Genomic DNA, 13,112 nt, shown 5'->3' with positions numbered 1-13,112 from the left:
TAGCGTTTCAAAACAAAGCCAACCCGATTGATGCAGTATTTTTTAAAACAGTGATGCAATTATGCTCTATATGAACCTGCAAAACCCGTTTATGATAGAAACCGACCAAGCTTTATCGTTCAAGAGTACTCCTTCTGAAGTATGCCATCATGAAGAAAAAAAAATGGATCATTGGCTTTATTGTACTCGTCATTGTCGCCATTCCCTTGTCATTCAACTACCTCGTCGACCGGCTCGGACGTTCCGAGCTATATGCGTTTGCACAGGACAAAAATTATTGCAGAACAGCTGATTGCGAGGAAGGAATTCAATACGTTACGGAACTTCTCCACAAACAATCGGGTATTGAAGAAAAAGACGTTCCCTGGTGTATGGCCACCAACCGTATCTATTACACGGATCTTTATTCTCTGAATGGTTTGAAAGTAAAATTTACCAATTGGATGTACCAGACATGCGAGCGTCACGAGCTTACTCTCGACGATGCAAATATCGAAATCGGCGACCACCATCACGATGAAGAGGATCATTGATCCTTTCCAGACGGCGATGATCCTTCAGGTGAATGATTTTGCCAACATCAACGGGGACATTGATAAATCACAGCCCCGATTTGTCGAACGTTCCGGATTTTGTAGCGCGGCTTTACCGACTTTATCGCCTCCCTCGTTCATTAACGCTTCTGGCTTTTGCTCGCTCTTTTCCAACAAGCTGAAATGCACCAGACACATGACCAGTATCTATAAAAACGGATTTAAAAAATTTGCCATTTGTCATCACAATTTTTCGGTTACGGCGTATGGCCTCTTTTACAATCGTTGGAGAGGCAAAAATACCTCCAATTAAAGCCGTTACTGTTTCATAAAAAAATAAGGACATTGCTATTGCTAAAAATTTTCAAATTTAAAACCGGTTTTATTTATGTTTTTTCAGTGATTTCATATTTTTTTGAACAATAATACAGAAAAACAAATCAACATTACTTAAAAACTTTTCAAAAATGATGTCGCTATTTTCTCTTAGACAACCATCAAACATTATTTTAAAAAATTCGCATCCCTATATTGGAATAGATAACGAAGAGATAAATATTCATCATAATGAAATGATGTCATCCACTTTATCGGGAACGATTTCTGCCTATATTCCGAACAATCATCAAGAAACAAACTGTTCCGAAGACTCTCTATGTTTATCGACCACATTGACCATATTGTTATGACCTGTATCGATTTGGAAGCGACCAAACGCTTTTATACCGACGTTTTGCAACTGAAACTCGAAGTTTTCGGAGAAAACCGTTTTGCACTCCGCTTCGGCAATCAGAAGATCAATCTCCATCAATATGGCAAGGAATATGAACCGAAAGCTCACCTACCCGTTCCGGGAAGTCTCGATCTTTGTTTCATATCAAAACTTCCGCTAGATATGGTCATTACTCAACTGAAAAAGAGCAACTGTCCTATTGTTGAAGGTCCTGTCGAGCGCACCGGAGCGAACGGGAAAATCCGTTCCGTTTACATACGTGATCCAGATTTGAATCTGATCGAGATTTCCGAATATCTGAAATGATAACTGATCGGACAATTTCTTTCTAACAACCGGCTTTCCTCTTTCAAGCCCGAATTTTTTTAAACATTAATAGACAGATTTAAACATTAATATGCAGAAAAGCCCGACCGTTAAGTCGGGCTTTTCTTTTTTCCAAAACCAGCCGAATAGTGGGCTTACTCAGCAGCTGTATGTGTCATATCCGACAACATTGCATTTGCTTTATCGCCGCCATTTGCCTTGCGATGTTCGTCAACGATCAAATCGTCACGAGCTGTGGCAATACGACGGATTTGGGCAATTGTGCCACCTGTACCGGCAGGGATAAGACGACCAACGATAACGTTTTCCTTCAAGCCCTGCAAGGTATCCATCTTTCCGGCAACCGCAGCTTCTGTAAGCACGCGTGTTGTCTCCTGGAAGGAAGCAGCCGAAATAAACGACGGCGTTTGCAACGACGCTTTTGTAATACCCAACAAGACAGGATTACCGCTTGCCGGTTTCTTACCTTCTTCGATGAGCCGATCATTGACTTCCTGAAGCTCGATCCGGTCGACATTGTCACCCGGAATATAGCCTGAATCACCGGAATCGGTAATTTCGACTTTTTGCAGCATCTGGCGAACAATGACTTCGATATGCTTATCGTTAATCACAACACCCTGAAGACGATAAACCGACTGGATCTCGTTGACGAGATAGGAAGCCAATGCTTCCACGCCCTTGATTGCCAGAATATCATGCGGTGCCGGATTACCGTCAAGGATGTAATCACCCTTTTCTATCTGGTCACCATCCTGCAGATGGAACGGCTTGCCCTTCGGAATAAGATATTCGACAGGCTCGACCGTGTCATCATTCGGCTCGATCGTGATACGCCGTTTGTTCTTGTAGTCGCGTCCAAAGCGGATTGTACCATCAATTTCAGCAATAATGGCATGATCCTTTGGACGACGGGCTTCAAAAAGCTCGGCAACACGCGGAAGACCACCGGTAATATCCTTGGTCTTGGCGCTTTCCATCGGCAGACGTCCGATTACGTCACCGGCTTTGACATGAGCACCCGGTTCAACCGAAAGAATGGTTTCCACCGACATCATGTAACGCGCATCACCGCCCTTCGAGAGCTTGGCAATCTTGCTGCCCTTCTTATCCGCATAGATAACAATGGCAGGTTTGAGTTCTGCACCACGGGGGTTGGCGCGCCAGTCAATAACCTGACGTTTGGTGATACCGGTTGATTCATCGGTTGTCTCTGTAACAGACAGACCGTCAAGCATATCTTCGAACCCGACATAGCCCTCGACTTCAGTCATGATAGGACGGGTATACGGATCCCATTCGGCAATACGCTGGCCACGTTTAACCACATCGCCATCATCGACGAAGATGCGGGCACCGTAGGTAATACGGTGGGAAGCGCGTTCCTTGCCATTTTCATCCTTGATAAGGATAGCCATATTACGGCCCATAACGACCAGATGGCCTTCAGAATTGCGAACAACCTTACGATTGCGCAGTTCAACCTTACCTTCATAGGATGCTTCCAGATATGAAGTATCAACAACCTGTGCAGTACCACCCAAGTGGAATGTACGCATTGTCAACTGTGTACCGGGTTCGCCGATAGACTGTGCGGCAATAACACCCACTGCTTCACCCTGATTGACAGGTGTACCACGTGCGAGATCACGACCATAGCACTTGGCGCAAACCCCGACGCGGGTTTCGCAAGTCAGTGCCGAACGGATCTGGACAGACTGGATACCGGCAGCTTCGATCTTGGCAACGTCTGCTTCCTCGATCATGCGGCCGCCTTCAACGATAACTTCACCCGTAGTCGGATGAATAATATCATGAAGTGCGGTACGACCAAGAATACGTTGGCCGAGAGAGGCAACAACCTGACCGGCATCGACGATCGCCTGCATTGTCAGGCCCTTATCCGTTCCGCAATCAACCTCGGAAATGATAGCATCCTGAGCAACGTCAACAAGACGACGCGTCAAATAACCGGAGTTCGCAGTCTTCAAGGCTGTATCGGCAAGACCCTTACGGGCACCGTGTGTCGAGTTGAAGTACTCGTTCACAGTCAGGCCTTCTTTGAAGTTGGAGATAATCGGCGTTTCGATGATTTCGCCCGAAGGTTTAGCCATCAAGCCACGCATACCGCCCAACTGCTTCATCTGGTTCGGCGATCCACGAGCACCGGAGTGGGACATCATGTAAATCGAATTCATCGGTTTTTGACGCCCTGTTACGGGATCAAATTCAACCGCCTGAATACGTTTCATCATCTCGTCGGCAACACGATCGGTACATTTACCCCAAGCGTCGACAACCTTGTTGTACTTTTCGCCCTGTGTAATAAGACCGTCATTATATTGCTGTTCATATTCCTTGGCCAAAGCCTCGGTTTCCTGAACCAGTCTTGCCTTGCTTTCCGGTATAACCATATCGTCCTTACCGAACGAAATGCCGGCACGGCAAGCATTGGCAAAGCCCAACGACATGATGCGGTCGCAGAACATCACGGTTTCTTTTTGCCCGCAGTGACGGTAAACATGGTCGATCATCTTGGAAATGTTCTTTTTGGTCATTTCCTGATTGACGATATCGAACTTGATGTTCGGGTTTTTCGGCAATGTTTCACCGATGATAAGCCGTCCCGGTGTTGTGTCGTAAATTTTCGAGACAATATTGCCATCGGCGTCAACACTTTTAACGCGGCCTTTGATCTTTGTGTGAAGCGTTACAACTTTGCTATCCAACGCATGTTGCAATTCACCCATATCACCAAACGCCATGCCCTCACCCGGTTCATGTTCGCAAACAATCGACAGGTAATAAAGGCCGAGCACCATATCTTGCGAGGGAACAATAATCGGCGCGCCATTGGCGGGATGCAGAATATTGTTGGTCGACATCATCAGGACGCGGGCTTCAAGCTGGGCTTCAAGCGACAGCGGTACGTGGACAGCCATTTGGTCGCCATCGAAATCCGCGTTGAAAGCTGTACAAACCAGCGGATGAAGCTGGATGGCTTTACCTTCAATCAAGGTCGGTTCAAAAGCCTGAATACCCAAACGGTGCAAGGTCGGAGCGCGGTTCAAAAGAACGGGGTGTTCACGGATAACCTCTTCAAGGATATCCCAAACTTCCGGACGTTCTTTTTCAACGAGCTTCTTGGCTTGTTTTACGGTTGAAGAAAAACCTTTTGCATCGAGGCGTGCGTAAATAAACGGCTTGAATAGTTCCAAAGCCATTTTTTTCGGCAAGCCGCATTGATGCAACTTCAGTTCAGGACCTGTAACGATAACCGAACGACCGGAATAATCGACGCGCTTACCAAGCAGGTTTTGACGGAAACGTCCCTGCTTGCCTTTCAGCATATCCGAAAGCGATTTCAGCGGCCGCTTATTGGCACCGGTAATGACACGTCCACGACGACCATTATCGAACAGAGCATCGACGGCTTCCTGCAACATACGCTTTTCATTGCGTACGATAATGCCGGGTGCGCGAAGTTCGATCAAACGTTTCAAACGGTTGTTACGGTTGATAACGCGACGATAGAGGTCGTTAAGGTCGGATGTCGCAAAACGGCCACCATCAAGCGGAACCAGCGGGCGTAAATCCGGCGGAATAACCGGAATAACCTTCATAATCATCCATTCCGGACGATTTCCGGACTCGATAAAATTCTCGACGATTTTCAGACGTTTCATCAATTTCTTGATTTTCAAATCCGATGTCGTCTCTGCGAGTTCCGCACGCAGATCGGCAGCTATTTTCTGCAAATCCATTGCTGCGAGCAGCTCATAGATCGCTTCTGCACCGATCAAAGCGGTAAACTGGTCCGGCCCGAATTCGTCAACCGCCATCATATATTCTTCTTCGGAAAGAAGCTGATGCATTTTGAGCGAAGTCAATCCGGGTTCGGTAACAATGTAGTTCTCGAAATAAAGAACACGCTCGATATCCTTGAGAGTCATATCAAGAAGCGTACCGATACGGCTCGGCAGTGATTTCAAAAACCATATATGTGCGACTGGAGCAGCAAGTTCGATATGCCCCATACGCTCGCGGCGAACACGTGAAAGAGTAACTTCAACACCGCATTTTTCGCAAATAATGCCTTTATATTTCATGCGCTTGTATTTGCCGCACAGACACTCATAATCTTTGATCGGCCCGAAAATACGTGCGCAGAAAAGCCCGTCACGTTCTGGCTTGAACGTACGGTAGTTAATGGTCTCAGGCTTTTTGATTTCGCCATAAGACCAGGACAGAATCTTCTCAGGGCTGGCGATTGATATCCTGATGGAATCAAACGTCTGTGTAGGCGCCTGAGGATTGAAAAGATTCATGACCTCTTGGTTCATGCCGTTCTCCTTCAGGGGTTTTATCTAAAACCCGTTGCGATAGTCATTTTTGTCCATTGATAAACAAAAACCTATCTCAGTAGAAATCTATTTGTTCGACTTAACAAAAGCCAATGGAGGTGCGCCCTCTTGGGCGCACCTTTCCGATTACTCGGCTGCATCCGGCAAGTTTTGCTGCTGAGCCAATAATTCACGCGTATCGTCAAGCTCGACATTAAGCCCAAGAGACCGCATTTCCTTAACCAGAACGTTGAAGCTTTCCGGTATGCCGGCTTCAAACGTATCATCGCCACGAACAATAGCTTCGTAAACTTTGGTACGTCCGGCAACGTCGTCAGACTTCACTGTCAGCATTTCCTGCAAGGTGTAAGCGGCACCATAAGCTTCGAGTGCCCAGACCTCCATCTCGCCGAAACGTTGACCACCGAACTGTGCTTTACCACCCAACGGTTGCTGGGTAACAAGCGAGTAAGGTCCGATCGAACGGGCGTGAATCTTGTCATCAACCAGATGGTGCAGTTTGAGCATGTAAATATAGCCCACTGTCACCTGACGATCGAAAGGTTCACCCGTACGGCCATCAAACAGTTGAACCTGACCCGATGTTGCAAGTCCTGCTTCCTTCAACATTTCGTTGATGTCGGCATCATGTGCACCATCGAAAACCGGTGTCGAAATCGACACACCATGGCTCATCTGGTCGGCAAGACGGACAATGCTTGGATCATCGTATTCACGGATCGGCTCGTTACGGTCATTATCGGGAATAATATCCTCGATCCGTTGACGTAACGGCTTGATGTCTCCGCCTTTACGATAAGCTTCCAACAAATCGCCTATCTGCTTGCCAATACCGGCACAAGCCCAACCAAGGTGGGTTTCGAGAATTTGCCCGACATTCATTCGGCTCGGAACGCCCAGAGGGTTCAACACGATATCGGCATGTGTACCATCTGCAAGGAACGGCATGTCTTCAATCGGCAGAATGCGCGAAACCACACCCTTGTTACCATGGCGACCGGCCATCTTGTCACCCGGCTGGATTTTGCGCTTAACAGCAACAAAAACCTTGACCATCTTCATGACACCCGGAGGCATTTCGTCACCACGCTGGACTTTTTCAACCTTGTCCATGAAGCGACGCTGGAGAGCATCCTTGGATTCGTCGTATTGCTTGCGCAATGCTTCGATTTCACCCTGAAGCTTTTCATCCTCGACGGCGAATTGCCACCACTGTGAACGCGGAAACTCTTTCATGACAGCTTCAGTAAGGCTTGTGCCTTTCTTGAAGCCCTTAGGCCCTTCAATAGCCGTTTTTCCATTCAGCATATCGACAAGGCGTGCATAAACGCTGCGGTCCAGAATGGACTGTTCGTCATCACGGTCTTTCGCCAAACGCTCGATTTCTTCGCGTTCGATAGCCATTGCACGTTCGTCCTTTTCAACGCCGTGGCGATTGAAAACACGAACTTCAACGACTGTACCGAATGCCCCCGGAGGCATACGCATTGACGTATCACGAACATCGGAAGCCTTTTCACCGAAGATAGCTCGCAAGAGTTTCTCTTCCGGTGTCATCGGGCTTTCACCCTTCGGTGTGATCTTGCCAACGAGAATATCACCAGGTTGAACTTCGGCACCGATATAAACAATGCCGGCTTCATCGAGGTTCTTCAGTGCTTCTTCCGAAACATTCGGAATATCACGTGTGATCTCTTCCGGTCCAAGTTTCGTATCACGGGCAGAGACTTCGTATTCCTCGATATGGATCGAGGTGAATACATCTTCTGCAACCATCCGTTCGGACAATAGAACAGCATCTTCGTAGTTATAGCCGTTCCATGGCATGAACGCGACGAGAACGTTACGTCCGAGAGCCAGATCACCGAGATCGGTCGACGGACCATCAGCAATGATATCGCCCTTCTCGATATGGTCGCCAACACGAACCAGAGGACGTTGGTTGATACAGGTCGACTGGTTGGAGCGTTGGAATTTGTGCAAACGATAAATATCGACGCCCGATTTGGTCGGGTCGAGATCCTGTGTTGCACGAATAACAATACGCGTTGCGTCAACCTGATCGACAATACCACCACGTTTGGCTGCAATTGCAGCACCGGAGTCACGGGCAACAATCGGTTCCATACCGGTTCCGACAAACGGTGCTTCGGCGCGAACCAGAGGCACAGCCTGACGTTGCATGTTGGAACCCATCAAAGCGCGGTTCGCGTCGTCGTTTTCGAGGAACGGAATAAGCGCTGCAGCAACAGAAACCAACTGCTTCGGCGAAACGTCCATGAGGTCGATATTCTCGCGCGGTGCCATCAACACTTCGTTGGCATGACGACAAACGACGAATTCATCAACAAATTTGCCGTCATCCGACAAGTTGGAATTTGCCTGTGCTACATAGTGCTTGGACTCTTCCATAGCCGAAAGATAAACGACTTCACGTGTAACCTTGCCATCAATGATCTTGCGATACGGACTTTCGATAAATCCATATTTGTTGACACGGGCAAATGTTGCAAGCGAGTTGATAAGACCGATATTCGGACCTTCCGGTGTTTCAATCGGGCAGATACGACCATAATGGGTCGGGTGCACGTCGCGAACCTCGAAACCGGCACGCTCGCGGGTAAGACCACCCGGTCCCAATGCCGACAGACGCCGCTTATGGGTAATTTCCGAAAGCGGATTGGTCTGATCCATAAATTGCGACAACTGCGACGATCCGAAGAATTCACGCACAGCAGCTGCGGCCGGTTTGGCATTGATAAGATCTTGCGGCATAACCGTGTCGATCTCGATTGAAGACATACGCTCCTTGATGGCGCGTTCCATCCTCAACAGACCGATACGATACTGGTTTTCCATCAATTCACCGACAGCGCGGACGCGACGGTTACCGAGGTTATCAATATCGTCGATTTCACCACGACCATCACGCAGTTCAACAAGTGTCTTGACAACTGCCAGAATATCTTCTTTGCGCAAAATGCGGATCGTATCCGGACAATCAAGATCAAGACGCATATTCATCTTTACGCGACCGACGGCCGAAAGATCATAGCGTTCCGGATCAAAGAACAGCGAATTGAACATCGCTTCGGCTGTTTCAAGTGTGGGCGGTTCGCCAGGGCGCATAACACGATAAATATCGAACAATGCATCCTGCCGGCTCTGATTTTTGTCAGCCGCGAGTGTGTTGCGAATATATGCACCGATATTGACATGGTCGATATCGAGAACATTGATTTCGTCAACATTCTGGTCAAGCAAAATCTGAAGAGTCTTTTCGTCAATCTCGTCACCGGCTTCAAGATAGATTTCACCGGTTTCGTAATTGACAATATCTTCGGCCAGATAGGAACCATAAAGATCGTCTTCTGTTGCCTTGATCTCTTTCAACCCTTTTTCGACAAGTTGCTTTGCCGCACGAGCTGTGAGCTTTTTGCCTGCCTGTGCTACAACTTCACCTGTATCGGCATCAACAAGATCAGCCAGCAACTTCATTCCCTTATAGCGTTCAGCCGAATAAGGAATACGCCAACCATCTTTGGCACGTTTGAAAGTAACCGTATTATAGAATGTCGACAGGATTTCCTGTCCATCCATTCCGAGCGCCATCAGAATACTTGTGACAGGTATCTTGCGGCGCCGATCAATACGGGCATAAACGATATCCTTGGCATCGAATTCGATGTCGAGCCACGAACCACGATACGGAATGATACGAGCAGCAAACAACAGTTTGCCGGAAGAATGGGATTTCCCCTTATCGTGATCGAAGAATACACCCGGTGAGCGGTGCATCTGGGATACGATAACACGTTCCGTACCATTGACGATAAACGTACCGTTATCTGTCATAAGGGGCATATCGCCCATATAGACATCTTGCTCCTTGATATCTTTAATATCTTTGGAACCGGTATCTTCATCAATATCAAATACGATCAAACGCAGCGTCACCTTGAGAGGTGCCGCATATGTAAGATCGCGTTGCCGACATTCTTCAACGTCGAACTTTGGTGGATCAAATTCGTAACGGACGAATTCGAGCATGGATGCACCCGAAAAATCCGTTATCGGAAATACCGACTTGAATACTGCTTGCAAGCCTTCGTCTTTTCTTCCCCCTTTTGGTTCATCAACCATCAGGAATTGGTCATAAGAAGCCTTTTGAACCTCGATAAGGTTCGGCATCTTGGCCACTTCGGGAATCTTTCCGAATACCTTGCGCACGCGCCTGCGACCATTAAATGAAAGGGTCTGAGCCATCGTCGCTCCTCGATTTGTGCCTTTCAGGAGCCTTCACTCCTTAAGAACAATACATCATTAATTCGCTTAAAGCGAACCAGTTAAAGTAGATCATAGAGACCTACACTTTACTTGTTTTACATCAGACATCCGGAACCGGATGTTGATTGGCAACCCCCATGCAACCGGAGCGCCTTGTTTTCTCAAAGACCGACGACCAACCATCCAATCGTTGATTCTAATGTCATGTCCTTGAACGGTTTAAACCCGTTTCCTGACAGCCACCGAACTGTCAGGAAAAGGGTTCAATCCAAAGCTCGTTTCCATCCTTGCGGATGTGGAACCGGTGAGCGAAAGCCCACCGGTTTTGCGAACTTATTTAAGTTCAACCTTTGCACCAGCTTTTTCAAGCTGTTCTTTAAGTTTCTCGGCTTCGTCCTTCGAAACGCCCTCTTTAACGGGCTTCGGAGCACCTTCAACCAAATCCTTGGCTTCTTTAAGGCCAAGACCTGTAATGCCGCGAACTTCCTTGATGACGTTGATCTTCTGGGCACCGCCAGAAACGAGGATAACGTCAAATTCGGTTTTTTCTTCAGCAGCCGGAGCAGCAGCGCCAGCAACAGCAGCAACAGCTACCGGTGCAGCAGCCGAAACGCCCCATTTTTCTTCGAGCATTTTGGAAAGCTCTGCGGCTTCCAAAACGGTGAGGTTGGAAAGGTCTTCAACGATCTTTGCGAGATCAGCCATTTTTATATTCCTTCAAATAAAAGGTTTAACCAATTGTTTAACAGCGAACCGACTAAAAAGACTTGTTTTAAGCGTCTATAGCCGGCTTGCGAAACAGCCTTAAGCCGCTTCGTTCTTGCGGGCATATGCGCCAATAACACGTGCAACCTGACCGGCAGGTGCCTTGACAACTTGAGCAATACGGGTAGCCGGTGTGGAAATCATGCCAACCAGTTTCGCACGCAACTCGTCCAGAGACGGCAACGAAGCCAAAGACTTCACAGCGTCTGCGTTCAAGTTCGTAGCACCCATAGCGCCACCAAGAATGACAAGCTTGTCATTAGCTTTAGAAAATTCGACAGCAATTTTCGGTGCTGTCACCGGGTCCGAAGAATAGGCGATCAGTGTCTGTCCGGTGAACAGATCTGAAATCGACTCCGAATCCGTGCCCTTAAGAGCGATCTTGGCAAGGCGGTTTTTTGCGACTTTAACGGCGCCGCCAGCTTCACTCATTTTGGAACGAAGTTCGTTCATTTGTGAAACTGTCAGACCGGAATAGTGAGCCACAACGACCGAACCGGACTCTTTCAAAGTCCCATTGAGCCATGTGACAAATTCGCGTTTTTCCGCTCTATCCACTGTCTCTCTCCATTTAACAGGTTCTATCAAAAACCTGTCGGGTTGCCTTGAGATAACAGAACCATTTCTGTTATCAGTGAGGATCCTGTCCCCTTTTTCACGCTTTTTTAAAAGCACTCAAAGGCAACGCTGGTTCAAACCTTTTAGTCTCAAAAACATCAAGGTCATTACCCCAGTCTCATGCAGGTTCAAATTCTATTAAGACACTTAATGTGTCACCCACAATCTCGGACAGGACATTCCGGGTTTCCCCGGTATGACCCGGACTTCCTGAAAAGCCCGGATTAGTACGCCAGCAACAAAACTGGCTGAATTCTTATTGCTCCGGACGAACCGTTGCCAAATCGATCTTGACGCCAACACCCATCGTTGAAGAAAGACCGACACGCTTCAGATAATCACCCTTGGCGCCTGTTGGCTTGGCTTTCAAAACTGCATCGGCAAATGCTTTCACATTCTGGGCAATCTGCTCGGCACTAAAGGAAGCCTTACCAACACCGGCATGTACAATACCGGCCTTTTCAACACGGAACTCTACCGCGCCGCCTTTGGAAGCCTTCACTGCAGCCGCAACATCAGGTGTAACCGTACCCACTTTCGGGTTCGGCATCAAACTACGCGGTCCAAGAATTTTACCCAAACGACCAACCAACGGCATCATATCCGGTGTAGCAATACAACGATCGAATTCGATTGTACCGCCGTTTACGGTCTCGAACAAATCCTCGGCACCAACAATATCGGCACCGGCTGCTTTTGCCTCTTCAGCTTTATCACCACGAGCAAAAACTGCAACGCGTACGTGACGACCTGTTCCATTCGGAAGATTGACAACGCCGCGAACCATCTGGTCTGCATAGCGGGGATCAACACCCAGATTCATGGTGATTTCAATGGTTTCGTCAAATTTGGCGATCGCACGGTCTTTCACCATCTTGACCGCTTCATCCAGAGGATACAACTTGTTGAAGTCTACACCTTCACGGATTTTTTTAAGTCTTTTTGCTATCTTCGCCATAATCTTAGCCCACCACCTGTAGACCCATCGAGCGGGCTGAACCTTCAATCATACGCATAGCAGCCTCAACGTCATTGGCGTTAAGATCTTTCATCTTGGCTTGCGCAATTTTGCGAACCTTGTCACGGGAAATCGTGCCGGCAACTGTCTTGCCCGGTTCCTTTGAACCCGATTTCAAATTTGCTTCTTTTTTCAAGAAATAGGAAACCGGAGGCGTCTTCATCGAAAAAGTGAAAGACTTGTCCTGATAATAGGTAATAACGACCGGTATCGGAGAATTTTTCTCCATTTCCTGAGAAGCAGCATTGAATGCTTTACAGAATTCCATAATATTAATGCCGCGCTGACCAAGAGCAGGTCCAATTGGCGGAGACGGGTTGGCGGCCCCTGCCGGTACCTGCAGCTTAAGCTGGCCTGCAATTTTTTTAGCCATAATAATCTGCCTTTTTAACTATGCCGAAAATCGGCGGTTTATATAACCGGATAACCGGTTTTGCAGTTTTGTGGTCTGGCTCATATAACCGGCT

Annotated in this window: 9 protein-coding genes; 2 read left to right on the top strand and 7 right to left on the bottom strand. The window is 47.7% G+C overall.

Annotated features, from left to right (window positions below):
* Positions 1 to 149 precede the first annotated feature (149 nt).
* On the top strand, positions 150 to 533 hold the full coding sequence (locus H3S94_RS06175) for a hypothetical protein (RefSeq protein ID WP_198240572.1): 384 nt from the start codon (positions 150 to 152) through the stop codon (positions 531 to 533).
* A 121-nt stretch (positions 534 to 654) separates the two neighbouring features.
* Here H3S94_RS06175 and H3S94_RS06170 read toward each other — a convergent pair whose 3' ends face one another.
* The gene (locus H3S94_RS06170; protein ID WP_198240571.1) at positions 655 to 879 is read right to left on the bottom strand and encodes a hypothetical protein; all 225 of its coding nucleotides are present in this window, start codon (positions 877 to 879) and stop codon (positions 655 to 657) included.
* Between the two features lie 309 nt (positions 880 to 1,188).
* Between H3S94_RS06170 and H3S94_RS06165 the strand changes: the two genes are divergently transcribed.
* Positions 1,189 to 1,572 (top strand): VOC family protein, encoded by a 384-nt coding sequence (locus tag H3S94_RS06165; RefSeq protein WP_077991867.1) that lies wholly within the window; start codon positions 1,189 to 1,191, stop codon positions 1,570 to 1,572.
* 155 nt (positions 1,573 to 1,727) lie between these two features.
* On the opposite strand, the gene rpoC is transcribed toward H3S94_RS06165, so the two are convergent.
* The 6 genes from rpoC to rplK form a co-directional block, all read right to left on the bottom strand.
* Positions 1,728 to 5,936, bottom strand: coding sequence for a DNA-directed RNA polymerase subunit beta' (gene rpoC / locus H3S94_RS06160; protein WP_077991865.1), 4,209 nt, complete (start codon positions 5,934 to 5,936; stop codon positions 1,728 to 1,730).
* A gap of 147 nt (positions 5,937 to 6,083) precedes the next feature.
* Positions 6,084 to 10,223 carry a DNA-directed RNA polymerase subunit beta gene (gene rpoB / locus H3S94_RS06155; protein WP_198230989.1) on the bottom strand — a complete coding sequence of 1,380 codons (4,140 nt, stop codon included), beginning with the start codon at positions 10,221 to 10,223 and terminating at the stop codon, positions 6,084 to 6,086.
* Between the two features lie 354 nt (positions 10,224 to 10,577).
* Positions 10,578 to 10,949 (bottom strand): 50S ribosomal protein L7/L12, encoded by a 372-nt coding sequence (gene rplL / locus H3S94_RS06150; RefSeq protein WP_077991862.1) that lies wholly within the window; start codon positions 10,947 to 10,949, stop codon positions 10,578 to 10,580.
* A gap of 99 nt (positions 10,950 to 11,048) precedes the next feature.
* Positions 11,049 to 11,567: a 50S ribosomal protein L10 gene (gene rplJ, locus H3S94_RS06145; RefSeq protein WP_077991861.1), complete on the bottom strand. Its 519-nt coding sequence runs from the start codon at positions 11,565 to 11,567 to the stop codon at positions 11,049 to 11,051.
* Between the two features lie 316 nt (positions 11,568 to 11,883).
* Positions 11,884 to 12,585: a 50S ribosomal protein L1 gene (rplA, locus tag H3S94_RS06140; RefSeq protein WP_077991859.1), complete on the bottom strand. Its 702-nt coding sequence runs from the start codon at positions 12,583 to 12,585 to the stop codon at positions 11,884 to 11,886.
* Positions 12,586 to 12,589: 4 nt separating this feature from the next.
* Positions 12,590 to 13,018, bottom strand: a complete 429-nt coding sequence (rplK, locus tag H3S94_RS06135; RefSeq protein WP_077971159.1) for a 50S ribosomal protein L11 — start codon at positions 13,016 to 13,018, stop codon at positions 12,590 to 12,592.
* Positions 13,019 to 13,112: the final 94 nt, after the last annotated feature.

It is taken from the genome of Bartonella sp. B10834G3 (assembly GCF_016102505.1).
Taxonomy (GTDB): domain Bacteria; phylum Pseudomonadota; class Alphaproteobacteria; order Rhizobiales; family Rhizobiaceae; genus Bartonella; species Bartonella choladocola.
Note: the sequence above shows the minus strand (reverse complement) of the source record. Positions and strands in the feature narration are given on the sequence as shown.